Origin of the sequence: Pseudanabaena sp. lw0831, assembly GCF_016584665.1 — a bacterium.
Classification (GTDB): Bacteria; Cyanobacteriota; Cyanobacteriia; order Pseudanabaenales; family Pseudanabaenaceae; genus Pseudanabaena.
This window is the reverse complement of sequence record NZ_BBJB01000045.1, coordinates 18,514-43,942: the sequence shown is the minus strand read 5'-3', so window position 1 is coordinate 43,942 and position 25,429 is coordinate 18,514. Positions and strand designations below refer to the sequence as shown.

The 25,429-nt window shown below is 42.4% G+C and carries 23 protein-coding genes; 11 read left to right on the top strand and 12 right to left on the bottom strand.

All coding sequences use genetic code 11. The features are described from left to right. Window positions 1–218: 218 nt before the first annotated feature. The gene (locus APA_RS08045; protein WP_201321772.1) at window positions 219–1,382 is read right to left on the bottom strand and encodes a 1-deoxy-D-xylulose-5-phosphate reductoisomerase; all 1,164 of its coding nucleotides are present in this window, start codon (window positions 1,380–1,382) and stop codon (window positions 219–221) included. A gap of 394 nt (window positions 1,383–1,776) precedes the next feature. On the opposite strand from APA_RS08045, the gene psaC reads away from it, so the two are divergent. After that, a complete protein-coding gene (psaC, locus tag APA_RS08040) occupies window positions 1,777–2,022 on the top strand; it encodes a photosystem I iron-sulfur center protein PsaC (protein WP_009628656.1) in 246 nt (81 codons plus the stop codon). 183 nt (window positions 2,023–2,205) lie between these two features. Continuing rightward, window positions 2,206–3,222 carry a M14 family metallopeptidase gene (locus APA_RS08035; RefSeq protein WP_201321771.1) on the top strand — a complete coding sequence of 339 codons (1,017 nt, stop codon included), beginning with the start codon at window positions 2,206–2,208 and terminating at the stop codon, window positions 3,220–3,222. A 51-nt stretch (window positions 3,223–3,273) separates the two neighbouring features. On the opposite strand, the gene APA_RS08030 is transcribed toward APA_RS08035, so the two are convergent. Continuing rightward, on the bottom strand, window positions 3,274–4,125 hold the full coding sequence (locus APA_RS08030) for an inositol monophosphatase family protein (protein WP_201321770.1): 852 nt from the start codon (window positions 4,123–4,125) through the stop codon (window positions 3,274–3,276). A 388-nt stretch (window positions 4,126–4,513) separates the two neighbouring features. Here APA_RS08030 and APA_RS08025 point away from each other — a divergent pair, with 388 nt between their 5' ends. From APA_RS08025 to APA_RS08000, 6 genes are all read left to right on the top strand, one after another. Beyond that, window positions 4,514–5,473: a peptidoglycan DD-metalloendopeptidase family protein gene (locus tag APA_RS08025; RefSeq protein ID WP_201321769.1), complete on the top strand. Its 960-nt coding sequence runs from the start codon at window positions 4,514–4,516 to the stop codon at window positions 5,471–5,473. A 282-nt stretch (window positions 5,474–5,755) separates the two neighbouring features. Next, entirely contained in the window at window positions 5,756–6,070 is a 315-nt protein-coding gene (locus tag APA_RS08020; RefSeq protein WP_201321768.1) for a TMEM14 family protein, read from the top strand. A 251-nt stretch (window positions 6,071–6,321) separates the two neighbouring features. Then, the gene (apcA, locus tag APA_RS08015) at window positions 6,322–6,807 is read left to right on the top strand and encodes an allophycocyanin subunit alpha (RefSeq protein ID WP_094536173.1); all 486 of its coding nucleotides are present in this window, start codon (window positions 6,322–6,324) and stop codon (window positions 6,805–6,807) included. Between the two features lie 135 nt (window positions 6,808–6,942). Then, on the top strand, window positions 6,943–7,428 hold the full coding sequence (gene apcB / locus APA_RS08010) for an allophycocyanin subunit beta (RefSeq protein ID WP_103667190.1): 486 nt from the start codon (window positions 6,943–6,945) through the stop codon (window positions 7,426–7,428). A gap of 183 nt (window positions 7,429–7,611) precedes the next feature. Then, a complete protein-coding gene (locus APA_RS08005; RefSeq protein ID WP_201321767.1) occupies window positions 7,612–7,815 on the top strand; it encodes a phycobilisome linker polypeptide in 204 nt (67 codons plus the stop codon). Window positions 7,816–8,241: 426 nt separating this feature from the next. Further along, entirely contained in the window at window positions 8,242–8,415 is a 174-nt protein-coding gene (locus APA_RS08000; protein ID WP_201321766.1) for a hypothetical protein, read from the top strand. A gap of 53 nt (window positions 8,416–8,468) precedes the next feature. Here the strand turns inward: APA_RS08000 and APA_RS07995 are convergent, their stop codons facing one another. From APA_RS07995 to APA_RS07970, 6 genes are all read right to left on the bottom strand, one after another. Beyond that, window positions 8,469–9,155 carry an HAD family hydrolase gene (locus tag APA_RS07995; protein ID WP_201321765.1) on the bottom strand — a complete coding sequence of 229 codons (687 nt, stop codon included), beginning with the start codon at window positions 9,153–9,155 and terminating at the stop codon, window positions 8,469–8,471. A gap of 38 nt (window positions 9,156–9,193) precedes the next feature. Then, window positions 9,194–9,469 (bottom strand): hypothetical protein, encoded by a 276-nt coding sequence (locus APA_RS07990; RefSeq protein WP_201321764.1) that lies wholly within the window; start codon window positions 9,467–9,469, stop codon window positions 9,194–9,196. Then, complete coding sequence (locus APA_RS07985; protein WP_201321763.1) at window positions 9,462–9,794, bottom strand: helix-turn-helix transcriptional regulator; 333 nt, start codon at window positions 9,792–9,794, stop codon at window positions 9,462–9,464. The genes APA_RS07990 and APA_RS07985 overlap by 8 nt, the downstream gene beginning before the upstream one ends. 173 nt (window positions 9,795–9,967) lie before the next feature. Then, window positions 9,968–10,594 carry a DUF2232 domain-containing protein gene (locus APA_RS07980; protein ID WP_201321762.1) on the bottom strand — a complete coding sequence of 209 codons (627 nt, stop codon included), beginning with the start codon at window positions 10,592–10,594 and terminating at the stop codon, window positions 9,968–9,970. Continuing rightward, window positions 10,591–11,442 (bottom strand): prolipoprotein diacylglyceryl transferase, encoded by an 852-nt coding sequence (gene lgt / locus APA_RS07975; protein ID WP_201321761.1) that lies wholly within the window; start codon window positions 11,440–11,442, stop codon window positions 10,591–10,593. The genes APA_RS07980 and lgt overlap by 4 nt, the downstream gene beginning before the upstream one ends. Window positions 11,443–11,504: 62 nt before the next feature. After that, complete coding sequence (locus tag APA_RS07970; RefSeq protein WP_201321760.1) at window positions 11,505–12,686, bottom strand: aspartate aminotransferase; 1,182 nt, start codon at window positions 12,684–12,686, stop codon at window positions 11,505–11,507. A gap of 378 nt (window positions 12,687–13,064) precedes the next feature. Between APA_RS07970 and APA_RS07965 the strand changes: the two genes are divergently transcribed. Further along, a complete protein-coding gene (locus APA_RS07965) occupies window positions 13,065–14,681 on the top strand; it encodes an NAD(P)H-quinone oxidoreductase subunit 4 (RefSeq protein ID WP_201321759.1) in 1,617 nt (538 codons plus the stop codon). Between the two features lie 54 nt (window positions 14,682–14,735). Here the strand turns inward: APA_RS07965 and APA_RS07960 are convergent, their stop codons facing one another. From APA_RS07960 to APA_RS07950, 3 genes are all read right to left on the bottom strand, one after another. Next, entirely contained in the window at window positions 14,736–15,707 is a 972-nt protein-coding gene (locus APA_RS07960) for an FkbM family methyltransferase (RefSeq protein ID WP_201321758.1), read from the bottom strand. Between the two features lie 69 nt (window positions 15,708–15,776). Then, window positions 15,777–16,553 (bottom strand): imidazole glycerol phosphate synthase subunit HisF, encoded by a 777-nt coding sequence (gene hisF, locus APA_RS07955; RefSeq protein WP_201321757.1) that lies wholly within the window; start codon window positions 16,551–16,553, stop codon window positions 15,777–15,779. A 121-nt stretch (window positions 16,554–16,674) separates the two neighbouring features. After that, complete coding sequence (locus APA_RS07950; RefSeq protein WP_201321756.1) at window positions 16,675–21,933, bottom strand: hypothetical protein; 5,259 nt, start codon at window positions 21,931–21,933, stop codon at window positions 16,675–16,677. Between the two features lie 238 nt (window positions 21,934–22,171). Here APA_RS07950 and APA_RS07945 point away from each other — a divergent pair, with 238 nt between their 5' ends. Then, complete coding sequence (locus tag APA_RS07945) at window positions 22,172–22,588, top strand: hypothetical protein (RefSeq protein ID WP_236579456.1); 417 nt, start codon at window positions 22,172–22,174, stop codon at window positions 22,586–22,588. Between the two features lie 132 nt (window positions 22,589–22,720). On the opposite strand, the gene APA_RS07940 is transcribed toward APA_RS07945, so the two are convergent. After that, a complete protein-coding gene (locus tag APA_RS07940; RefSeq protein WP_201321755.1) occupies window positions 22,721–24,346 on the bottom strand; it encodes an iron uptake porin in 1,626 nt (541 codons plus the stop codon). A 345-nt stretch (window positions 24,347–24,691) separates the two neighbouring features. Between APA_RS07940 and APA_RS07935 the strand changes: the two genes are divergently transcribed. Beyond that, on the top strand, window positions 24,692–25,372 hold the full coding sequence (locus APA_RS07935; RefSeq protein ID WP_201321754.1) for a HEAT repeat domain-containing protein: 681 nt from the start codon (window positions 24,692–24,694) through the stop codon (window positions 25,370–25,372). The last annotated feature ends 57 nt before the right edge of the window (window positions 25,373–25,429 follow it).

Here is a 25,429-nt window from a genome sequence, read left to right as displayed (position 1 = left end):
ATGTGTGTCAACTCTTTCAAGACTTTTCTGCACCACTAAGGGCGATCGCTACGACATATTGGTTCTCATACCGATCAAAAAGATTTACGACATATATACAAACGAACTTTTTCCCAATAACCTCGCTATTTATGTCAAAAATGCAGCAGAATTTAGTCTTTAATCATAAAGAAGCTACTAAATAGGCTTTATTTGCTGTGTGACAGTGAAAAGCTTATCTAAACTTTAAGTAGAACTTGTTCGATCACTGCATTTCTCGCCCATTTATCAGCTTCGAGAATATCTTCAAGTTCTGGTTTAGAAACACAATTGTGCCGATCGCATACATATTTAATTAAATCAGCAATTTGGACATAACGAATTCGCTCTTGTAAAAATAGTTCTACTACTTGCTCATTAGCGGCATTCAACACCGCAGGCATGGTTCCACCCGCACGACCAGCGGCGTAGGCTAGCTCCATGCAAGGATATTTCTGATGATCGGGGGCGCGGAAGGTGAGCGTACCACACTTGACTAAATCGAGTCGTTCCCATTGGGTAGGAATGCGATCAGGATAGGATAGGGAATAGAGCAATGGCAACCGCATGTCAGGAATGCCAAGCTGGGCTAGTACCGAAGTATCCTCCAATTCGATTAGAGAATGAATAATACTTTGAGGATGAATCACAATCTCGATCTGGTCATAATCAACCCCAAAGAGATAATGAGCTTCGATTACTTCCAATCCCTTATTCATGAGGGTTGCTGAGTCAATCGTGATCTTCTTGCCCATCGCCCAGTTAGGATGCTTCAATGCGTCGGCAACAGTTACCGATGCGAGTTCCTCTGTGGGGCGATCGCGAAATGCACCGCCTGAAGCTGTCAGAATAATCCGCCGCAGTCCGCCTTCTGGCACTCCCTGCAAACATTGAAAAATCGCCGAGTGTTCAGAATCCGCAGGCAATAACTTCACGCCATATTTTTTCATTAATGGCACAACTACCTCACCACCTGCGATTAAAGTCTCCTTATTCGCCAACGCAATATTTTTACCCGCTTTAATCGCTGCGATCGTCGGCAATAGTCCAGCACAACCGACAATTCCCGTTACCACTGTCTCAGAGTCTCCATAGGCTGCCACGGTTTCCACACCTTCAGCTCCTGCTAACAGGATTGGCTTCACATCAAGATCGGCGATCGCATCTTTAAGTTCAGAGATTTTACTTTCACTAGCGATCGCCACAATTTCGGGCTGAAACTGGCGAATTTGTTTCGCAAGCAGTTCGATATTTCCCCCTGCCGTCATCCCAACCACCTGAAATTTTTCAGGATACTCAGCAACGATATCTAGTGTTTGTGTGCCAATCGAGCCAGTGGAGCCAAGCAGGGTAATGCGTTTCATAGGTAAGGATTTTATTAATATTTATTATTTAATTATTCGTTAGTTTGTGGGCGCTTTGCGCCCACAAACTAACGAATAATTAAGTCTTGCATAGTTTTTTAAGCGATCGCTTCAGATTATTGAAAATATATTTCTCGTCACTATTTACTCCGACATAAAAAACCAAACAGTTGAACGACGCGAAGTACTGCCCCACTTTTCTAAGTTTCGATTGGCGAAATCTATATAAAATTCAAGATAAAAACTTGATTACAGCCCCAAATATTAATTTGTTTTAAGTTATCTCACAATCTAAGCATCGAATGTAAACCACTACGATAAACTTGGGTTTAAACATCCCGTGCCTATTTTTTCTTTTGAGATAGGTACATATATTGATTGGAGCAATAGCAATATGTCGCATGCAGTCAAAATTTATGACACCTGTATCGGCTGCACACAATGCGTGCGTGCCTGTCCTTGTGATGTTTTGGAAATGGTTCCTTGGGATGGATGTAAAGCGGCTCAAATCGCTTCTTCTCCCCGTACCGAGGACTGCATTGGTTGCAAACGTTGCGAAACTGCTTGCCCCACTGACTTCCTAAGCGTCCGTGTCTATCTTGGTGCTGAAACCAGCCGCAGCATGGGTCTTACTTACTAATTTTTAGTTGGCAAGATTCTTGTTTATTTTTCGTTAAGTGCAATTATTCTTTATCCTGCATTTAGATTTAGGCGTACCAATTGGTGCGCCTAAATTGTTTTTAGAAACAAAAGGCACGCTATGCGTGCCTTTTGTTTTAATAGAGACGGTGCTAAGCGCCATTTCTATATGAATATGTTTTTTATGCTTGATATTTTCGATCGCATACCCGATGGCTTACTAGAGCTTGAATCTACTCAACTTTGGCAATTACTAAAGCACCCCACCCTGATCCACCTCGAAGGAGATCGCCAACCAGCGTTATTTGTTTCGATTTTGTTACATGGCAATGAAACAACTAGTTGGTTAGCAATGCGCGAATTGCTTCGCAAATATCAAAACAAAAAGCTACCGCGATCGCTGTCATTGTTTATCGGCAATATCGAAGGTGCTAGATATCGCCAAAGGCATTTAGCCGATCAGCCTGACTACAATCGCATTTGGCAAGTCGGAGACTCCTCAGAGCCATTACCAGAGCAAATCATGGCGCAAAAGGTGATTGCCGAAATGCGATCGCGCGGTACATTTGCCAGCATCGATATTCACAACAATACGGGCAGAAATCCTCACTATGGCTGTATTACCCACTTAGACAAGCATTCTCGACATTTAGCGCGACTATTCGATAAAACTGTGGTGTATTACACCAACCCGAAAACAGTGCAATCCTATGCCTTTGGGGAGTTTTGCCCTGCAATTGTTTTGGAATGTGGACAGCCTGATAAACCTCATGGCACGGCTCACGCACTGGAATATGTAGAAACTTGCCTCAATCTCGATAGTTTTGATGATTTGCCTGACTCTGCGATCGCCGATATTAATTTGTTTCACACAGTCGCGATCGTGAAAGTACCTGAGCAGGTTAATTTCAGCTTTACGGGCGAGCCTAATGATGACATTACTTTCCCAGCCGAGATGGATTGTTTAAATTTCTGTGAATTACCAATTGGGGCAAACTTTGGTGAAGCTAAAACCGAGAGAGCTTATTTGTCAGCTTTAAGTGAAGAGGGTGAAGAACAAGGCGATCATTATTTTCAAATTCAAAATGGCAAAATTATTTTAAAAGTTCCCGTGATGCCATCAATGCTCAGTCTCAATACCGATATCGTTCGCCAAGACTGTCTCTGCTACCTGATGGAACGTTTCCCAACCCCAGAATAAAAAAGCTGGTGCTTTGCACCAGCTTTTTTATTCTATTTTTTTAGAGTGGAGCTAACGCCCAAAAGGAAACTTAAATGGTAAAGGCTTAATCAATGCCAATTCGTCAATCATTTGCTTATGCAAATGACCATTAGTAGCCAGCAATCTTCCTGATTTGGGAATATGTTCGCTGCCATCATAGGCAGTGACAATGCCACCAGCCTCGCGGACAACGACAACACCCGCCGCCAAGTCCCACAGTGATAAGCCTCTCTCCCAATAGCCATCTAAACGTCCACAAGCAACATAGGCTAAGTCCATCGCCGCCGAGCCACCACGCCGCACACCTTGGGTGATATGCGTAAAATGGCAAAACTCAGCATAGTTATTGTCTTCAACGAGAGTGCGATCATAAGCAAAGCCTGTCACAAGCAAACTGCGACTGAGTTCTGTGGTTTTAGAAACATTGATCGGCAGACGATTGCGAGTTGCGCCTAAGCCTGTCGCCGCCCGAAATATCTCATTGCGAAAGGGATCGTAAATTGCCCCAACTGAGGGAATTCCATCAATCAATAAAGCGATCGAAACTGATGAAAATGGATATTGATGAGCATAATTAGTTGTGCCATCCAGAGGATCGATCGCCCATAAATATCGACTTTCGGTATTCCCTAATACACCCGACTCCTCTGCCAAAATTCCATGTTCAGGAAAGTGTCGCTGCAAAATTGAGAGAACCATTGCTTCTGATTCTTTATCTGCGATCGTGACTAAATCTCCAGGACGCTTTTCTTCAACCTCCTTTTCCTTCAGATTTCCCATATAAGATTTCAGGACTGCACCACCAGCACAAGCTGCCTCAGTAGCAATATCTAAGAAGGTTTGTAGTTGCTCTTTACTAACAGAAACTAGTGAATTTGTCATAATCTTTGGAAGTGTTTTTTGATTTATTTTTGGAAAAGATAAGCTTGCTCTAAGCAAATTGCCAATAAAAAAATTAGCGAGTGATTCACAACAATTTTCGATCAAACGAACCAATAAATTTTTTAAAAGTGTTGCAAAGCAACACTTTTAAAAAATTTATTGGTTCGGGTTTGAGAGCAAAGCGCTTTAACTCCATCTAATTTCACCAGATCGGTGGTGTCTATAAAAGGGCGATCGCTGCGAAAATATCTAAGAATTTGCATTGTGAAGATTCTTGTATTAATTCTTCATCTTTTGTTACTTTCTCGATCAAATCACAGATATCAAATCACAAATTTAGCCTCCTACTGTTCCACGTATCTCCCACACATATCTCAAGTAACACTCCATGAATCCGTCTTGGAAAATATCCCTGCTACCAGTTTTAGTCACTAGTGCGATCGCTAGTTTATTTCCCTCAGCCATACTAGCGACTACTTCAACCCCACCAACCCAGATCGATCAAGCCAACTCAAAAGAGGCGGAAGAGCTTTGCGGTAAGCCAACCCTCGATGATCTTGCTCAGCACAAGGTCAAACAGGGCGAAACTCTAGAAGCGATCGCCAAGCAGTACGAACTTAAAACTGCAACCCTGATGGGGCTAAACCCCGAAGTACGTAGCGGTGAAGTCAAGGTGGGGCAAACCTTAGCAATTCCGCCCCTAGATGGTTTGACCTACCGCTTTCAAAACGAAGAAAATTACACCACTGTTGCCAAAAAATTTAAGATACGCGCAGATGTTCTTTTTGAGCGTAACGGCTGTCAACGCAAGCCCAAAGTCGTATTTGTACCAGGGGCAATCTGGAAGCCTGAATCAGTTCCTTTCAATCCTGCGATCGCTTCTAGAGGCTCAGGCAATCCTGATGTCATCTTCCAAACAGGCGGATATCCTCTGCCCTATGCAGTCCCCGTCACCTCCAACTATGGCTGGCGAATGAATCCTGTCACAACCATCTGGTCATTTCATAGTGGCATCGACCTTGGCGCATCTTTCGGTACACCCGTACTTGCAGCCAAGGCAGGACGTGTCGAATTTGCAGGCTGGGGTGATGGCTATGGCAACCTTGTCGAGCTCGATCACGGCTCCACAGGTACTCGCTATGCTCACCTTGAAGCAATTTATGTCTCGCAGGGGCAAAATGTAGCTCAAGGTCAGCAATTGGGCATTGTTGGCTCAACAGGACGCTCAACTGGGCCACATTTGCACTTTGAGATCATGGTTTCGTCAGGTGACGGCTGGGTCGCCCTTGACCCTGCCCCCTATCTAAATCGCATTGCATCTGTTATGACCAATTTATTTCTGCTCTAAATTTTGCCCTCCCACGCTTTACAGCAATTTTCGAGTACCCGAACCAAAAAATTTTTTGGTTCGAGCTTAAGTACAAAACGCTATAAATGCCATGTGAAAGAAAGGCGGCGCAAAACGCCACCTTTCTTTCACAACAAAGATGTCACGCAAAGCGTGACATCTTTGTTGTTTGTAAACTTGTGTAACCAAACTTTGGAGTTAGCGATCGCCTAGAAATACAGTTCGCTAGCATGGTCGATAGTATTTTTTATTCTCCTAGTTTTTACAACTCGACATCCAACTATGAATTTATCCCCAAGTACCATTGCCTTGCTTGTCTATGGAGTCATCGCGATTGTTGGCGGCATCATTGGTTTTGCCAAAAGCCAAAGCAAAGCATCCATCATTTCGGGCAGCATTAGCGGTGTGGGATTAATCGTCTCAGGACTCGCCGCCGTCCAAAATCAAGAGTGGGGCAAAATCTCTGGGATGGCGATCTCGGCCATGTTAGTGATCGTCTTCATCGTGCGTCTGCTCAAAACCAAAAAATTTATGCCAGCAGGACTAATGATCCTTGGAGGGGTCGCAACCCTAGGTGCAGCGTTACTTTCAGCCTAATTTTTCTTGGCTTTCAACACTAGTGATAACATATGAAATGTTAAGAAGTGTTATGAAGAAAAGCTTGTAGACAACGCAATGCTTCAAAATGTTTTGGTAATCATTGCTTTGACAAAGAAACCTTCCATGTCAGATAAGCCCCAAACTTTTTGCGATTGTTCATAGGACATAGCTAAAGCAAAGGAATTCCTGCATGGTATGGCATCACATCAATCGTTTTTATTCACATTTTTGATTGGAGAAAAAATTAAATGAGCGTAGTCACGAAGTCTATCGTGAATGCAGATGCTGAAGCACGTTACCTCAGCCCTGGCGAACTAGATCGTATTAAGGGCTTTGTAAGCTCTGGTGAGCGTCGTCTTCGCATTGCCCAAACATTGACCGAATCCCGCGAGCGCATCGTTAAGCAAGCTGGCGATCAACTTTTCCAAAAGCGTCCTGATGTTGTTTCTCCTGGTGGAAATGCATATGGTGAGCAAATGACAGCAACTTGCCTACGTGACCTAGACTACTACCTTCGCCTAGTAACCTACGGAGTTGTGTCTGGTGATGTTACTCCTATCGAAGAAATCGGTCTAGTTGGCGTTAAGGAAATGTACAACTCTTTAGGCACTCCTATTCCTGGTGTTGTCGAAGGTGTACGTGGTCTTAAGAATGCAGCAGCTTCCTTGTTGTCTGGTGAAGATGCAGCCGAAGCTGGTTACTACTTTGACTACGTCATCGGTGCAATGCAGTAAATCGGTCTTGAGACTTTCTTAGATTGTTTTCAGATTGTTCTCGGATTAATTTTCTTTAAAAACAGAATTTAAGCTATTCAGAATTCTGAATCTGTAATTCAAAAAACTAATTGCAAACCTAAAAGATATACAAAAATGCAAGACGCAATTACTTCCGTCATCAATTCTTCTGACGTTCAAGGCAAATACCTTGATGCCGCTTCTCTCGAAAAGCTAAAAGCATATTTCGCAACTGGCGAACTTCGCGTTCGTGCTTCCGCCGCGATCTCCGCTAACTCTGCAACCATCGTTAAAGAAGCAGTTGCTAAGTCCTTGTTGTACTCAGATGTTACCCGTCCAGGCGGCAACATGTACACCACCCGTCGTTATGCCGCATGTATCCGCGACCTCGACTATTACCTTCGTTATGCAACCTATGCAATGCTTGCTGGTGATGCTTCGATCCTTGACGAACGTGTTCTCAATGGATTGAAAGAAACCTACAACTCCCTTGGAGTACCTGTAGTTTCTACCATTCAAGCTATCCAAGCAATCAAAGAAGTTGCTGCTAGCATCGTTGGTTCTGAAGCTGGCAAAGAATTGGGTGTATACCTTGACTACATCAGCTCAGGCTTGAGCTAATTGCTTGATATGGCGTTAATTGCTATTTATTGATTTTTTAATAATTAATATTTACAAGGCGGCGGAGGTAGGTAGCTTGAGCTTCCTATCTTGCCGCCAACGCTTATATCAGTCTAGAAATATTTCTTTGAAATTAACTTCTAATTAATCTTTAAATAATTGGCTCTGAAGGAGATCGCCGCTATGCGGAGTTTTAAAATCACGGCTTGTGTACCTAGCCAAACTCGTATTCGTACACAACGAGAGTTGCAAAATACCTATTTCACGAAGCTAGTGTCCTTCGACAACTGGTTTGCTGAACAGCAACGCATTATGAAAATGGGCGGCAAGATTGTAAAAGTTGAACTAGCTACTGGCAAGCAAGGCGCAAATACTGGCTTGCTTTAGTTTTTTTCTTATCCCCAAACCAAAAAAAGCAGAAGATTCACGTTGTGAATCTTCTGCTTTTTTGGTTTGGAGCGATCGCCTTGCTTAAGACGATATCTATAGTCACGTAAATAGCCGTCGCCAGTCTTTGCCCCGCACTGCTATTTCTTATGTAAAACCGAGAAGAGAGTTGCGGCGCAACTCTCTTCTCGGTTTTACATATATTTGCTTATAGCCATCATAAGGAATACCTTTATGACTTTTTATAGAAAATATTTCTTTGGGTATATCTAGAAAAAATGTTTATCGTGATACAGTTTTTTCAATGACTTTAAAGTATTGTTACGTTATGTTGACACAGTGACTAATATCTAGTCTAAAGCAACTTCAAAGCATTGGTTATTGTAATAGTTTAGTGTCATTGATTGATTTGTAAATGAGGTACTTATGAGTGACTTACCTGTCGAAAAGCAATTTACCCATATGATGTTTTGCCAGCAGATCCAAAATATTGATATAGATTCAGCTAAGCAACTTCTTACTGAGCTACATATGCTTTATTTAGGTCAGCAAGCTTTGATGGTAAAGATTGCTAAGCAAGAGTTTTTAGGGGGCATGTAATCTGACACCTATAAATAAAGCAAAAGCAGTGTGAATCACTACTTTTGTTTTATTTATAGGTCTACAACCTCATTTATTGCGCAAATTAAGTTGGTAACGATTCGATTTGGTTTGTATTTTTCTAGTTGAACTTGATTGCGGATGCCACTAAGTACCGCTATCGCTGGAACACCATAAGTTTGAGCAGCGATAATATCTGCTTCAGTATCGCCGATCATCCATTGATGATGAACTTCTGGCAGATCAGCTTGAGCCATTTTCATTAACTTGGGTTTGTCTTGGATATCGACTGTTTTTACATAGTCATCGTCAAGACAAAAAATGCGATCGCTAGAAAAAAATCTTCTTAAATTATATTGATCGAGTACAGGTTCGAGTTCGCGGCGACGACGCATGGTCATCACTGCGAGATCGATTCCTAACTGTTGAGCTTTTTCTAATGCTGGAATTGCAATGTCAATCAGGCGATCATAGGAAAAATAGGGATTTGTATGCACAGTGGCACGGCGCAGATGAGCAAAAGCAATGGATTGTTTCTCGTCTTCAAAGCCTGATAAATTTGCAATTTCCTTTTCAGGTACTTGAGATCGCTTTAATTCCCAAAACTCGGACTTTGATAAGGTTGTAACTACCTGTTCGGGCTTGCGAATTTTTTCTAAGCAATATAAGTAAACTTGGTAATATCGCTCTGACACGTCCATGATTGGACCATCGAAATCAGTAAATATGCGTCTTCTCATAGGTTTCTAATATAAAAAAGTGCACGAAGCGCACTTTTTTAATCTTTGGGATCAGATGTCCAATCTCCGTAATGGTTCAAAATATTTTTTATTAAAAATTGGGATTGCTCAGGTATTGATTGAGGGTAGGTAAGCCACAAACCACCAATTTGACTACCTAAATAACTAAATTCAACGCTTTCTTGCCAAAACAATTCAGCGTCAACATTGTCAATTTGTTCGATATGAGATGCTAACTCTCTATACATCGCTAGAGCAATATCAGGCTTATAAACAATCTTGCAACGATTAATTGCTAATTCCCCACTAGGCACTTTCTAATTCCTGCCCTAAATCTTTTGCATCTAAAACATTACTAACTGGATGTGTGCCAATTATGCAGCAATTGACTTCGTCAATGCATACCTTACCCCATTGCAAAGCCCAACGCACCAGTGAAACCCGATTATCAGTTTTCGTTTTTGTTAAAATGTTGCTGATGTGATTATCCACAGTACGTTTGCTAATCGCTAGTTTGATTGCAATATCTTGGTTGGTTAAGCCACCAGCTACTAATTCAATCACTTGTAGCTCTCTTTCAGATAGAGCAATTGATGAGTTTGTAATTACAGTTTGATTTGATTCGGCAGGGTTGGTCATGGTAACGAAAGTGATTTGCGCCAATATTTCAGAATTATAGGCATTCTGTGCGGTTAACTAATGAGTATAATTTCTTATTCGATATTGTGTCAATTAATTAAGTTTTTCAAAAGATTGTCTTAGACATGCTGATGACTAGGGGGTAAAAAATCGTTTAAGTGAGGATTTTACGTTCAAACTAACAAAGATTCTATCCATTTTGGGGGACTGGGAATAGGGTTGCCAAGGCGATCGAGCACAATCCAAGCGACTAAATGCACGAGTAATTGATAGGCAAAGTTACTAAAGATAATGGCTGCGATCGCAAAAATCTGAATTGTCGCAAAATCTGGCTGTTCCAGCGACCCGAAAAGCTGCATCACCCAATTGAGTAACCCTGTAATCTGGGCAATTGAATAGTTCCAGACATTTTCACCCATCAAGACTGATAAAAAAGCAAACTGAAAAGCCGTGCCAACTGAGCCAATCATTGTCGCAATGCTCAGCGAACCCGACCAAGGAAAATCTCGTTTCCATAAATATCCCAACGTGACTCCAACTAAACCATGGGGGACAATATACTGAATACTACGGGTTGGCCCCATCAAAATTGCTAGAAGTAATGCTGTTACGACCATTGACATCCATGCGGCGCGGCTATTCCAGCGTAAATAGGCTAGAGCTGTTGGCAATGGAAATAGCATTCTCAGCAATGGACCGAGGGGAAAGTAAAAATTAATGAGAAACAACATGGCGGTGGTACTAGCGAGGAATGCGGTTTCCACCATTTCGCGAGGATCGGTATGGGGCAATTTGATCATAGGTTTTCGGACGTTATTTCTTTAGGAGTGGTATCGGGAAACCTACGGCGCAATCCGTATAGCCAAATTAAGCCAAAGATACCTGCGGCGATCGCAGCCAAACTAATCATCTGTGCGGTGCGAAGCCCACCTACCATTAAGCTGTCGGTGCGTAAACCTTCGATCCAAAATCTACCGATGCTGTAAGCGATCGCATACATCATTGTAATTGTGCCAGTCCTAAGTTTAGGAAAGCGCAGGAATGTAAAGATTAGAATCGCAAATACACCAATATTCCAGACAGATTCATATAGAAATGTGGGGTGAAAGTATGATTCGTTGACAAATTCAGGTGGACGACGATTGATGGGGATAAATAATTTCCAAGGTAAGTCAGTCGGGCTGCCAAAAGCTTCCGAATTAAAAAAATTGCCCCAACGCCCGATCGCCTGGCCCAAAATTACCGCAGGCATAACAATATCGGCCATTAACCATGTGGAAATTTTTTGGCGTTTGCAAAATATAGTTGCCGCGATCGCCCCACCAATAATCGCCCCATGAATAGCAATCCCACCTTCCCAGATTGCAAATATTTTGTACCATTCTTGATTCTGGAAGCGATGCCACTCAAACAGGACATAGTAAAAACGAGCGCAGGGGATCGCCCCAACTACAAGCCAAATCGCCAGATCGCCAACCAACTCTGGATCAACATTGCGCTTTTCCGCAAGTTTTTGCGCTAGTACCGTCCCAAAAATTATTGCTGAAGCGATTAGCAATCCATACCAACGGATCGAAAGTGGTCCAACCTCAAAAGCGATCGGACCTGGAGATGTAAATTCAAAAGCAAGAGGCAACAGATTAAACACTTTTTCCTTTTTACTTGGGTAATTCAGATATAAGGTGTGGTGCTTTGCACCACACCTTATATCTATTTGTAACGTATTCCAGATTGCTTGAGGCGATTGAGTGCTTCGCCAAGACGATCGCAGTCAGCGATCAAACTAATTCTGACATAGCCTTCGCCGCCTTTCCCAAAAGCACTGCCAGGGGTAAACACTACGCCTGTACTTTCTAAAACTTTTAGAGCGAAGTCAGCAGATGTCATCCCCACAGGTACAGGAATCCAGAGATACATGGTGGCGTATGTTTTGGGAATATCCCAACCGAGTTCGGCTAGCCCTGAGATCAAGAAATCACGGCGTTCTTTGTAGCGATCGCAGACAGCCTCTAAATAAGTATCAGGTAGTTGCAGTGCTGTCTCGGCGGCAACTTGGATCGCGGAGAAGATCCCGTAATCGAGGTTAGTTTTGAGGGTACGTAAACCTTGAATAATATGACGATTGCCGACCACAAAGCCCACGCGCCAGCCAGCCATATTATAGGTTTTGGAGAGAGTATGAAATTCTACACCCACATCTTTGCCGCCTTCGATTTCCAGCAAACTAGTAGGCGTATAGCCATCAAAAGCAAGTTCGGCATAGCAAAGATCGTGAACTAGTAAAATCTCGTATTTCTTGGCAAAAGCAACTACTTCTTCAAAAAATTCCCGTGGCGCAACTGCACCCGTGGGGTTTGCAGGATAGTTGAAGTACATCACTTTGGCGCGTTGGGCGATCTCTTCGGGAATTGCCGATAGATCGATCAACCAGTCTTGTTCAGGTTTGAGAATCATTTCATAGATCTCACCGCCAGCCAGTAATGGCCCCCGAAAATGGGCAGGATAAGCAGGACTGGGTACAAGTACCAGATCGCCAGGATCGATATAGGCGATCGCTAAATGCCCTAAGCCTTCTTTAGAGCCAATTAAAGGTAATGCTTCGCCTTCAGAATCAAGTTGTACATTGTAACGACGCTTGTACCAGTCAGTGATCGCCCGGCGAAAACTAGCCGTCCCTTCAAAGGGGGGATAGCCATGATTTTTGGGGTTTCGTAAAGCAGCGATCGCGGCTTCGACTACTGGTTCAGGGGTGGGACCATCGGGGTTGCCCATACCGAGATCGATCAAATCTAGACCTTGCTCTTTCGCTCGTAACTTCAACTCATCTAGACGGGCAAAAACGTATGGAGGGAGTTTTTCTAGTCTTTGAGCAGGTTTGAGCCAAGTCTTCATTTGTGTTGTGAGAACGTATAAGGTTTGTTGATTTGCAAGAATCGCACTCACAGAGTGCGATTCTTGCGTAAGTGCTATAGAAATTTGATCTTAATAGAAATTGTCTCGCGATCGCACTTGCTCATTGAGAAACTAGAAAGAGCGGGAATTGCTGTTTCTGGTTTTGAGGTTTAACGATAGTAATAAAGTGATGATATTCATTATTTAGATGACAATTTGTAGATGAATGCCAGTCTATATCCTAGGAAATGACTTCTGGCATGGCTTTGAGTCTATTTGATAGTTTTGATGATTTGTTAACTTTTATATCAAAAGACTTAACACAAGTTTACAAATTCTTAATACAATTGAATTAACGAGTAAGTATTTATCCTCATCATGTCTGTTGCAGAATTTCCTTGGCTTACCACTATCTTGCTGTTACCACTTGTAGCAGCCTTCGTGATTCCTTTCATACCTGACAAGTACGACGATGCGAAGAATGTGCGATCATACTCAATGGCAGTAGGATTTATTGAATTGTCTTTAATGGTCTATGCATTCTGGAGTCAATACAATCTCCATGAAGCATCATTCCAGATGTCAGAAAACTATGATTGGATTCCCCAACTTGGTTTGAACTGGTCATTGGCGGTTGACGGTTTATCGATGCCGCTAATTTTATTGACAGGCTTGATTACAACCCTAGCCATTTTTGCAAGTTGGAATGTTACTAATAAGTCAAAACTATTCTATTTCTTGATGCTTTGCTTATACAGTGCTCAAATTGGTGTATTTGCAGCCCAAGATTTGTTATTGTTTTTCTTCATGTGGGAATTAGAACTGATTCCTGTGTATCTGCTGATTTCAATTTGGGGTGGGCCGAAGCGTCTTTATGCTGCGACAAAGTTTATTCTCTACACAGCATTAGGTTCGATTTTTATTCTCGTCGCTGGTTTAGCGATGGCATTTTACGGGGATACGACAACATTTAATATGGCTGAACTGGGTATGAAGCAGTATCCGATCGCTTTTGAGTTACTCGCCTATGCAGGTTTCTTAATTGCCTTTGGTGTAAAGTTGCCAATTTTCCCTTTGCATACTTGGTTGCCAGATGCTCACGGGGAAGCCTCTGCACCAGTATCGATGGTATTAGCTGGGGTATTGCTAAAAATGGGGGGCTATGCACTAATTCGTTTCAATATTGAAATGTTGCCCAATGCTCACGTTTACTTCGCGCCTTTGCTCGCGGTTTTGGGGGTAGTCGGCATTGTCTATGGCGCAATGGCAGCATTCGCTCAACAAAATCTCAAGCGCCGCCTAGCCTACTCTTCGATTTCACACATGGGCTTTATCCTTGTGGGATTAGCATCATTTAATGATTTGGGTGTAAGTGGTGCATTGCTCCAAATGATTTCTCACGGACTAATTGCGGCAGCGTTGTTCTTCCTTGCAGGAGTCACCTACGATCGCACCCATACCTTGATGATGGATGAAATGGGCGGTATCGCCAAAATCATGCCTAAGGCTTTTGCCCTAATGACGGCAGCGGCAATGGCATCTCTTGCCCTCCCTGGGATGAGTGGATTTGTGAGTGAGTTAAATATTTTTCTGGGTATCACTACCAGCGATGTCTACGCATCTAACTTCAAAATCGTGATGATTGGCTTAGCAGCAGTTGGAGTAATTCTCACTCCCATTTATCTACTCTCAACCTTGCGTCAAGTTTTCTACGGTCAGCCCAACCTAGATTTACATTTAGATAAATATGTTAGCGATGCGAAACCTCGCGAAGTATTTATTGCCGCTTGCTTGCTTGTGCCGATTGTCGCGATCGGTTTTTATCCCAAATTGGCAACTCAGACATACGACGTAAAAACTGTTGCGGTAACTGAACAAGCTCGTGATGCTTTTAGCTTAGTTGCTCAGACCAATCCTCATCTTTATTCTTCAGGATTGATTGCTCCGCAACTAACTCGCACAAACCCTCAAACTATTTTGGGAATTGTTGAATAAAGTTAGGAATTCTGCACAGAGAAACAAGAGCGCTAAAGCGCTCTTGTTTCTGGTCTATGCTATCTTCATCACGACATTCCTTTGGACATCGGTATTTAAATCTTGCAACGCAAAAGTGCGATCGCTATCGTTCATTTCTGTATAGCTTTTGTAGCCAAGTGCTTGCAATAATTCCTTTAGCTTATCTCCCGTTGTACCTGCGGCTCTGAGACTAGTAGGATGAATTTCAATAATTAGAGTTGGTTTTAGAAAAGCAATCATTTTGCTTGCACCTGCGAGAAACGCACATTCACTACCTTCTACATCAAGTTTTAGTAAAACTTTGCCAGTAAACTTTTGCCAGTCTACTAAGTCATCAAACCGCCTAATTGGAACCTTAATCGCATTGAACTGATGAGTTGCTGAATGCTCTGGAAATACTCCCGCCGAACCAGATGTCCCAATTGGCACTAATAATTCTATTTCTCCATCGGTATCGCCAACGGCAAGATTATGAATCTGGAATTTACAGAGCGCATTAGCCGTCAGAGATTTTTCTAAAGCTTTGGCTAAGCGCGGCTGAGGCTCAACGGCAAGCACAAAACCATTCGCTCCAACCATCTTGCTTGCCACGATCGCAAAGCTGCCATGATTTGCGCCAATATCCAGAAAAGTGTCCCCTACAGAAAGCAATTGTGATAAAACTCGCGTATCGGTATCTCCACTAGCTAGCTCATTCACCACTTGAAAGAGGCGCATATCAGTTGGATTGAGAAATACTTGATAACCAGATAGTTTTAGCTCTAAATATTGATCTGGCGAAAGTCGATAGAAAATATTTGATAGAAATCTGAATAATTGTCTACCGCCTTTAAGATAGCTTTTGCCTGTGAGACCAAAATACAATTTACAGTACAAACTGAAGATGCGATATAGAAATGGTAACTGTTTGCTAAGAGCTGGATTAAGTACCCACCCTAAAACTGAGCGATCGTATAGCCAATCATCGGGTTGATCTAGTTTGGTGATAGGAGAATTTGTAGCCATAAAAATTTTTTTTCTTGAAATAGAACCAGTTTGTTTGTGGCGCGGCGAAGCCGCGCCACAAACAAACTCCTAAGAATGCAGCGATCGCACAGGAATTTGGTTAGCACTTAGATAATCTTTAATCTCAGCGATCGTTAGTTCTCCATAGTGAAGTAACGAAGCCAGCAGAGCCGCTTCAGCTCTACCTTCAGTCACTGCTTGCAGAATATGTTCGCAATTACCCGCACCACCTGAAGCAATTACAGGAACTTCCACTAAATCTGCAACTTGACGGGTTAAGTCCAGATCATAACCTGCCTTTGTCCCATCAGCATCCATACTAGTAAGTAAAATTTCACCAGCGCCGCGCCTAACTACTTCTTGTGCCCACCAGAGCGCATCAATACCTGTATTTTCACGTCCACCCCGTACATACACATCCCAGCCGAGATTATTAGGATCATGCCTCCGTCTGGCATCGATCGCCACAACAATGCACTGATTACCAAAGCGATCGCTACTGCGATTAATTAAATCTGGATCATTTACTGCTGCTGAATTCATGCTCACCTTATCTGCACCTGCTCGCAGAAGTTCGCGAATATTGTCTAGGTTTCGCACACCGCCACCCACTGTGAGTGGAATAAATACTTGCTCGGCAGTGCGATAGACCACATCCAAAATAATGCCGCGATCTTCGTGGGTGGCTGTGATATCTAGAAATACCAGTTCATCGGCTCCAGCAAGGTTATAAGCCTGTGCTAGTTCAACAGGATCTCCAGCATCCTTAAGATCGACAAAGTTGACTCCTTTGACAACTCGACCTGCTTTTACATCTAGACAAGGCAAAATGCGTTTCGCTAGCATAAGCTCTTCAAATTTCCCAAAATCACAGCAAGAATGAATATTTTACAGCTCTTTGCGATCGCGATTTTTTAAACCCATAAGATGAAAGACCGCGCGAAGCGCGGTCTTTCATCTTATGGGTTTACTTGGCGAGCGCCAAGGTTTTGATTTCAGGAAAAACGAGTGGTTCATTCAGCGTTTGACTCATATTGCCAATAATCGCTTGTAAATAAACACGCAATTGCTGGAATTTGACTACATTGGGCTGATATGTGCCATCAGTTTCTAGTTCAAACAAGCGACCTGCAAACAAGTCACTGCTAAGAGTCGGATCTTCTAAAACCACCAAACTTTCTGGCTCTTGCCAAGGAAATAAACCTTCTGGCAAATCACCTTGCAGGATACTCAAAATGCGATCGCGGCATGTTTTGATATTAATTCCGCGCATTTGTAATTGTTGAAGTAGTTGACTAGGATTGACCGATTGCGTGAGGTTGAGGCGGCAAATCTCTTGCAGAAGAAAGTAATCAGAATATTGCTGACGTGCGACATCTTGCAAATTCGGATAGAGCGGTGATACAGCTAACCCATTTGCCAACACTGTTGTCGCTAATGGGCTAATCTTCGCATTGGGCAGTTTTTGGGATAGCCAACGTGATAGCAAGGGAATATGCATAGTGTTACCTAACAGCAAAACTTGATGCACATCTTCACCAATAACTCCCGCATTACTGAGAATAGAATTTAGTTCGCGATTAAGTCGTTGGATTAATGGTTGCAAAATCAAGTTTTCCAACTCCCGCCGCAAAACCACGATCGGCTGTCCCATCAGTTCCTCATTCCAACTATCGACACCAACATCTCTACCAAATGTGACTTTGATGCGATCGGCAAGCTCCAACATTTGTTGCCCAAGGTTAGAACTTAACAAATATTGCTGAAGGAGAATCCTTTGCTGCGGGGCATCAGCGCCAATCTCTGGCAAGCTGAGACGATCAAAATTGCAGAGATGACGATTTGGATTGGTGATTAACTGCCAATGAGGATAGAACAATTGGACGACAATATCTTGACTGATGCTAATCCCCGCATAGTCAAGGCTGCGAATATGTATCTTGGAGCGATCTTTAGTTTGACTAAGCCCTTTAGTCAAGCAGAGACTGGTTGTAATTGCACCTGCGTCAACTAAAAGCGTAACTTCCTGTGAAATCTTCTGATCGTGAAGCAAAGATAAAACGGGGGCGATCGCCTGATCGACAGCCAACACCTGCTCAGCTTGACTAACTAATCCTGCTTTAAGAATTGCTTCGCGAATATTAAGAATGTAGGTATCTGACCAGTTAGCAGGATAGCCAAAAACAACGCCGCTGAGCTTTAACAAAATCAACCCAACATCAGGAAGTTTAGGATGATTAGCTCTAGTTTGAATTTGCTCCAGTAGATTTTTAAGAGCAGCAATTAACCAACGCAGACTTACCTGACTGTGATCAGTCCATTGGATGATTGGCTGCCAAGTACTTACACCGCGATAGGGTAAACCTAGTTTGAGAAACTGTTTGAAATGGACAATCGCCACTTCGCCATCTTCTAGTCCAGCATTCTGCGATCGCTTAGAGATCGTCCGAATATCTTGAGCGATCGGATCATCTAAGCTTTGATCTGCTTGCCAAACAATTTTGCAGGGCATTTCATCAGCATCGTCAAGATATAGAGAATACACGCGACCAGTATCAGCATTAAGTAAGCTTGCCCTTATGGCGGTACTACCAAAATCAATACCTAAAACCCAAGTATCATCAAGGTTATAAACTTCTTTTTCAGGTGGAGCAGGAATCAAAGACATACTGCGTGATTCCAATACCAGTGAGTCAATATCGAAGACATTTTCGCTGGTGTCACTAATTGGCGCTACTGATGACAGCCCAAGCTGCTCACGCATATCATCAAGCAATGGCTCGTTAAAGTTAAATGAGTTCAATTCACTTAATAAATTCTCCCACTCATTATCGGCAACATTGCTCGGAGCATTCCTCTGAGCATCTGCAAATTCATTAAGCAATAGGTCGCCTTCCTCTTCTTCAGGGATATTCTCGAAATCGATGAAATCAGCGATCTCATCCATCGAGACTTCGCCTGAAGATTTTGGTGGCGTAGCTTTTGCGATCGTATTTGCGAAACTATCTATCTTGTCATATTCTAAAGAAGCGAAAAACTCATCCGCTGATAACTCTGAAGATTCAGTACTAGAATCATTATCATCTTTACTTGTATTTGGCTGCACTAGTTTGGATTCGAGATTCGCTAGAGCTATAGTCCAATCATCTTCAGCTTCTTCTTGCGTAATATTGGTATTATAATTTCCCGAAGCTGTTGGAACTTCTTCGACAGTCTCAATTACAGTAAGTTCTGAAGAGTCAATAAAATCTATCGACTCTTCCAGTGCAAAGCCTTGCATAATTGTATCTAATTGCTCTTCAATAGATTCCGTTGATTCAGGAAGAACAAGAGGCTCATGCATCGTTTTCGCGCCAACATCAATCCCCTTAGAATCTCCTTTAGTTATAGTTTGCATGACTGTATCAGATTCTTCTAATTCAGTTGCAGGATCGAACCCAAACAAAAGCGTATCAATCTCACTTTCATCATCTAGACTTGGATTTGGACTTGTACTTATGCTTGCCCCCTGATTACTAGTTTCGATCGGCACAAACAATTCATCAAGTTCATCACTAGCTGTAAATGGAGTTGGTTGAGAGTACTTAGCTGCGTTTTCGGCTATTACTGCTGCAAAAATTGCGTCCATGTCATCAATATTAGACGGAACCGAATCTGGCAACAAATTGGAAGAAGGAGTTAATTCTATTCCCGAAATCCGCTCTTCCGTTTTTATGTCAAACAGAGAATCGGGATTGTCAAAGATTTCAGGAATATCATTAGATTCAGTTGTAAATGGAGATAGTTGTAAATCGACAATATCTACGTTCATCTCTGAGAGATCGTCACGATCAGTAAAGGAATCAGCAAATCGATCAATAAATAAGGTGTTAGGATTTTCTATAACTGGTGGAACTTCTAATTCATCAATTTCTGATTGCGATTTGACATTTTTGTCACTTGATTCTTGGGCTGAGACCTCAATGATCGTAGGATAAGCTTGAGATTCTTCGGTTTCCCAATTAGTTAGAGCGTAGGGCGTATTGCGAATAAATTGATCGAGATTAGCAGCAATCTGTGGATCGGCTCCAACTCCAGCATCAAGGCGCTCCAGATCAAAATTAAGATCATCAACTAGTGAATCTTCCCATTCAGGAAAAGCTGAATCATTTAAGCTTTTACTAGTCAGTAGGATTAGTGATTCATCAGAATCATCGGCTTGATCATTATTAGAACTATTTAAGAATTGTTCGATTTTGGATTCTATAGTATCTGGGCTATCACTGTTTATGTCTAAATTTATATTAATCGAGGAAATAGGAGGAGTTTGAGAAGCAGTAAAAACTTCTTCTGATGTCGAACTATTGAGAATTAGTGATTGATCTTCTCTCTGGGCAGGTAGTTTAGCCATGTCGAGAGCTTCGTTACCTAGCCATGACAATAAATCTTCGTCGGGGGAAACATCAGCGATATTGGTGGTTGGACTAGGACGATTATTACTTTCCTCTAACCATTGCAGAAGTTCAGGATCATCAATTAATTCTCCAGATTCGCTGACTACCTCCTCCACAGGAAAATTTAATGATAGTAAATCAAAACTATTACTTTCATCTTCATTTTCCTGCATTCGAGTACGCGGGGTATCAAATCTTTCGACTATTTGGGTTGCCGCCTCTAAATCAAAATCGGGATTTAACTCACGAGCAGCGATCGCGCTTTGAGGGTCGAGAATAATACTTGTACCGAAGCCAGCTAGATCAATTAACGGATCGGCTTGTATTGCAACAATTGGCTCCTCGATTAGGCAATCCTCGTCTGCACTTAATATACTGTCCAGTTCAGCGGGACTATTTATATCATCACTTGTCACAACTTCAAGAAGCTCAGCCTCAATAGTTGATGTTTCAGGTGTTTCAACTTCATCCGCCTCGCCAAACTTATTACCCGCTAATAAGGCCTTGATTAATTCTTCATCAGCAGGTTCTGTAAAGGTCTCTAGATATCGGATTGGGATATCATCTGGTAATTCGGGCAATATATTGGTGGCAGATGGAGATATTTCAGCAAAGTTTTGTGGCTGTTGAACAGTTTGTTGACTGATCCGATCAACTAAGGCACTAATTAAAGCTTCACCCTTTTGCTCAAGGGTTTCGATATTACCAAGCTTGGCAGCGATCGATGTTTGATAGCCTTGGATTTCCTGCTCTAGCGATCGAAATGTGGTGTTAAACATTTCATCTAGATGCAGCAAAAAACGATCAGTTTGTTCCTGTACTTTATTTGCAAATTCTGTTTGTGGAGTCTCTGCCAATGGACTAGCAGTAGTAGAGGATAGATTAGCTAAGTTATCTTGAAGAGTCTGGGCGACTGTTTGATTGACCCTATCGGCTACAGTTCCCGCCATAGTCTGCTGCATAGTTTGTTGCAATGAGTCAGAGATCTGATCGCGCACGTAGTTATTAACTGAGCTTAGCGATCGATCTAGAGCTTCCTGTTGAGTCGTTTGAAACTCTTGAAACTGTTTCATCCAAGTTACACGATCAGATTCTAGCTGCGAGATTTCAGCGTTTAACTTTTGTTTTTGTTGATTTAAAGTAATTAATTCTTGACTTATTTGCGATCGCTGCTGGGATTCAACAATTTTATTTAAACTCGCCGAAATTTCTCCTACCATGAGCGCCCTTTCGACGGCGAGAGTTTGACTGACTACTTGCTGCACCGATTGCTGGACTGACTCTTTAACAACCTGTTGCAATGTCTGCTGAATTGCTTGCTGGAGCGAAGCAATCATGCGATCGTTGACAAATGTAGAATTTGGTTCAGGTGTGCCATTCGTCATTGTGCTAGTCTCCTTTGTCAAGTAAGATTCAGCGCCAAATAAGTTGCTAACTACTGGGCTAACTAATAGGGGTGGCAATGCTTCTAGTTTATCTGTTTTAAATAGGTCTGTCTTGAATTCTGCTGTTTTTGCGTCATTTTGATTAGATGGTTCACTTCCCAGATGATTGTTTAGATCATTATGAGGATGGCTTTTTCCTTGCAAGTGCGTTACTAAAGCTTGATATTGCGGCTCTAAATCAACCAAATGTGAGTCATCAGTTAGTCCTTCAAGATGCGATCGCAGCTGTTTTAGCTGCTCCCTCTGGTTGATCAGCTCTGAGGATGGCTTCCTCGATACTGATCCTACTGGGCGGCTCAATAATGTATTGATTTGATCGATCAAACTACTAATCAGAACTTTTGACATAACGCCCCCTGCAAGACCTCCATAACGACAAGATAAAGGGATATCATCTTTGGATTTATGTTGCTTAGTGCTATAAATCCAAAGATTACTAAAATTAGTACGCAAATTGGCTCTTAAATGAGCTACACTCTAAAGCCAAATTTGTTAGCAGACAATAGCACACATCTTTCCCAGTTTTTTGCTAATATCTTGGCGATTTTTCTATAATTTTTTTTGTGAGTTTCTGGCGAAGATGACTATGAAAAACAAATCGCATGTTTCTCCGACTTTTTCAATGGCTCCGCCATTTCGTAGATTAACTAACTACTTACTTGTTTCTGCGATCGCAACTTTATCAACTATAGCGATCGCAAGTAGCGCGGCGGCTGAGCGTCGTGAGGTCGATATTCGGTTACTCGTGAATCAGGATGAGGGGTTTATTGTAATGACTCGTAAGGCTGAAATACTAGCGCGATCGGCGGCTCAACGTACATTTGACCGTGATGTACTTGTCTCTGATGTATCAGTCAAAGTTACTGCTCAAAATCTAAACCTAGATCAAGCTGCCATTATCTTGCAATTGATCGTTTCCCGTCGCGACTGGGCAAGTCGTCCCGATCCTAAAATATGGGCAACTTATTTCCCGATGGCAAAATCACTAATTGGCATTAAGTAAATTTCAGATCAAGCTGTACTACCTAATCGATAGTTGAGGCAAAAACAAAAGAGAGTTGAGACGCAAAGCGTCTCAACTCTCTTTTGTTTACTTAAAAAGGTCATTGCAAAGCAATAACCTTTTTTCACAAGTTTAGAACGAGAATACAGTTCTTAAAGTACCAACGAAGATGGTGCTGTTAGTGCTGTTGTTGTTAGGATTAAAGATAAACTGAACATCAGGTGTGATGCGGATGTTGTTGGTGATCGGGAAGTTATAAAACAACTCCAAGTTGGTCTGACTTGCGTTGCCTACACTTCTATCGATAAAAGGTTGCCCAACTGCGACACCAGCCAAAGCTCCTTCCTTGAACAAATCAGGGAAAGCAAAACCAGCCATCCAAGTTTGAGGGCTCAAATTGCCCGCTGTAGTTGTGTTACCACCAGTGAATAGTCCAGCTGTATAGCCAGCAACAGTAGCGCCAACACCACGATTGTCAATTGTGCCAAATCCGTAACGACCAAATACTGCGATACCCTTTGCAAACTTCCACTCGATGTTTACGCCAGCAGCATTAATGTTGGCATTATTTACAGCACCGTTGGTGTATTGGAGCTTGATGGCAAAAGGTTTGTCACCAGCAGCGTTCTTAGGGGCAAATTCCAATTCACCAGTTGCTTGGTAAGCATCACCGAACAAACCACGATTCACACCAGCAGCAGCAGTAGGGCTACTAGCATTACCTGCTAGATAAAGCCCACGAATTGTGAAAGCACTCTTGCCAAGATTCCAATCGAATGCAGCACCTGCTCCACCTGTTTGACCATTGACCAGAACCATCAAAGGATTATTGATGAAGAAAGTAGAGGCAAAGTCAACAGCTTCGTTATTAGCATAGCTATTGACATCAATGTGATCATAAGCGTGCAATACAGGACCAATTGAGATGCGAGCATCACCAAGGTTGAAATCGTAACGCAATTTGGCAAGTGTAAATGTTGAGCTTAGACCTGTATAGTCTTGACCATAGGTTTGGAAGCCGATGTTGCTAGCAACACCAGTAGTTCCAGTAGTTGTACCAGCACCAAATACTCCGGGAATATTAGTTGTTCCACCATTACCGACTTCTAGTCTGGTTTTCAACAGGTCGCTGCCTGTGAAGCTGGTGTTAAGGTCTAGACGAACACGGCTAGAGACGAAAACGTTTGTACTGGTTGGGAATGCAGCGAGATTGTTACCACTAGCTCCTTGCACGGAGAAAATCGCTTCGCCAGAAAGCTTGGTGGTGGTGGAAAATTGTTGGGCTTCGAGCTTGGCAACCTTAGCATCGAGAGCATCGACACGACCACGTAGGGTAGCTAGTTCAGCAGCAAACTCTTCTTGAAGCTTTTGCAAGGTAGCGAGGTCTTCTTTGCTAACCTTGTCAGCCAAACCTGCGGAGATGATTTCGTTGATCTTGTCCAAGCAAGCATTCAAACCTGCTGCAAATTCGTAGCGAGTGGTTGCTTGTTTTCCACGGAAGGTGCTGTCAGGGTAGCCAGCGATACAACCGTAGCGCTCTACCAAAGATTGAAGTGCGGTGAAAGCCCAGTCAGTTGGCTTAACATCGCTAAGTTGAGATACTGAAGTTACGTTTTGAGCAACTGGATCGCTGCTAATAGCTTGGCTAACTTGCGAAACACTTGTAGTCGTTTCAGCAAATGCAGGGGTTGAGGCGACTGCACCAATAACACTTAATAGACTTAGGCTGCCAGCTAGATTCAAAGATAGTTTTTTCATTATTCCACTCCTCACGAGAGTAAATTTTATGTTTGTGTATTTGTCTACGTAGTTAGATGAATTTTTTCGATAGGTATTTACACTATCAATAAATTTATCCTCATGTTACTAAACCTATAATACATAGATTTTATCTAAAATAGGAATCGTCAGTTTTTTCGTCCCACTAGATGAGCTACTGTAGATTTCAATTCGTATGTATCATAGCATACCTAGTCTGCATATTTTGTCATCCAATCGGGCTATATTGAAATTAGAAGTCATATGAATCCTTGCCCTTGTAGCTTTAGTCTATCTCAATCAAATAAGAGATCGCTATACTTAGAGTTTTAACATGTGCTTTTTATGTCTTTTGCCAATCAAAACCCAGATTTAAGCAATATCGCTCGACAACTTGACAGTGACAATTCTCGCGATCGCCTTCGGGCTTTAGTGTCTTTGCGAGATTTAACGCCCGATGAGGCTGTACCTCTGATTTTAAAGGTAATTGATGATGAAAACTTGCAGATTAGATCAATGGCGGTATTTGCTCTAGGTTTGAAACATACAGAAGACTGTTTTCCAGTTTTGGCGAGAATTCTAGAAACTGAGCATGATTATGGGATTCGCGCTGATGCGGCTGGGGCAATGGGTTATCTACAAGATAATCGAGCCGTTGAGCCATTGCTACGCGCTTTTTATGAGGATACTGAGTGGCTAGTCCGTTTTAGTGCAGCCGTGTCGCTCGGAAATCTGGGCGATGTGCGAGCTTACGATGCCCTCATTCAAGCACTAGAAAGTGAAGAAACAATGTTGCATCAAGCGGCGATCGCGGCTTTAGGTGAGGTGGGTGATTTACGCTGTGTCGATCGAATTTTGCGATTTGCTCAGTCTGATGATTGGCTAACCCGACAACGTTTGGCTGAAGCTTTAGGTCATCTGAGATGTGATAAAAGTCTTTCGGCTTTGAATTATCTCGTTAAGGATGCTCATCCTCAAGTATCGGCGGCAGCCCAATATGCGATCGATCAGTTTGCAACCAATTAGTAATACCAATTCACAAAAGTACCGTCACACTTTTGCGAATTAAAAAACAAACCCAGT

Excerpts from the sequence above, each read along its gene's own strand:
- APA_RS08045 (WP_201321772.1), bottom strand. The coding sequence starts at position 1,382 with ATGAAACGCATTACCCTGCTTGGCTCCACTGGCTCGATTGGCACACAA.
- psaC (WP_009628656.1), top strand. The coding sequence starts at position 1,777 with ATGTCGCATGCAGTCAAAATTTATGACACCTGTATCGGCTGCACACAA.
- APA_RS08035 (WP_201321771.1), top strand. The coding sequence starts at position 2,206 with ATGCTTGATATTTTCGATCGCATACCCGATGGCTTACTAGAGCTTGAA.
- APA_RS08030 (WP_201321770.1), bottom strand. The coding sequence starts at position 4,125 with ATGACAAATTCACTAGTTTCTGTTAGTAAAGAGCAACTACAAACCTTC.
- APA_RS08025 (WP_201321769.1), top strand. The coding sequence starts at position 4,514 with ATGAATCCGTCTTGGAAAATATCCCTGCTACCAGTTTTAGTCACTAGT.
- APA_RS08020 (WP_201321768.1), top strand. The coding sequence starts at position 5,756 with ATGAATTTATCCCCAAGTACCATTGCCTTGCTTGTCTATGGAGTCATC.
- apcA (WP_094536173.1), top strand. The coding sequence starts at position 6,322 with ATGAGCGTAGTCACGAAGTCTATCGTGAATGCAGATGCTGAAGCACGT.
- apcB (WP_103667190.1), top strand. The coding sequence starts at position 6,943 with ATGCAAGACGCAATTACTTCCGTCATCAATTCTTCTGACGTTCAAGGC.
- APA_RS08005 (WP_201321767.1), top strand. The coding sequence starts at position 7,612 with ATGCGGAGTTTTAAAATCACGGCTTGTGTACCTAGCCAAACTCGTATT.
- APA_RS08000 (WP_201321766.1), top strand. The coding sequence starts at position 8,242 with ATGAGTGACTTACCTGTCGAAAAGCAATTTACCCATATGATGTTTTGC.
- APA_RS07995 (WP_201321765.1), bottom strand. The coding sequence starts at position 9,155 with ATGAGAAGACGCATATTTACTGATTTCGATGGTCCAATCATGGACGTG.
- APA_RS07985 (WP_201321763.1), bottom strand. The coding sequence starts at position 9,794 with ATGACCAACCCTGCCGAATCAAATCAAACTGTAATTACAAACTCATCA.
- APA_RS07980 (WP_201321762.1), bottom strand. The coding sequence starts at position 10,594 with ATGATCAAATTGCCCCATACCGATCCTCGCGAAATGGTGGAAACCGCA.
- APA_RS07970 (WP_201321760.1), bottom strand. The coding sequence starts at position 12,686 with ATGAAGACTTGGCTCAAACCTGCTCAAAGACTAGAAAAACTCCCTCCA.
- APA_RS07965 (WP_201321759.1), top strand. The coding sequence starts at position 13,065 with ATGTCTGTTGCAGAATTTCCTTGGCTTACCACTATCTTGCTGTTACCA.
- APA_RS07960 (WP_201321758.1), bottom strand. The coding sequence starts at position 15,707 with ATGGCTACAAATTCTCCTATCACCAAACTAGATCAACCCGATGATTGG.
- hisF (WP_201321757.1), bottom strand. The coding sequence starts at position 16,553 with ATGCTAGCGAAACGCATTTTGCCTTGTCTAGATGTAAAAGCAGGTCGA.
- APA_RS07950 (WP_201321756.1), bottom strand. The coding sequence starts at position 21,933 with ATGTCAAAAGTTCTGATTAGTAGTTTGATCGATCAAATCAATACATTA.
- APA_RS07945 (WP_236579456.1), top strand. The coding sequence starts at position 22,172 with ATGAAAAACAAATCGCATGTTTCTCCGACTTTTTCAATGGCTCCGCCA.
- APA_RS07940 (WP_201321755.1), bottom strand. The coding sequence starts at position 24,346 with ATGAAAAAACTATCTTTGAATCTAGCTGGCAGCCTAAGTCTATTAAGT.
- APA_RS07935 (WP_201321754.1), top strand. The coding sequence starts at position 24,692 with ATGTCTTTTGCCAATCAAAACCCAGATTTAAGCAATATCGCTCGACAA.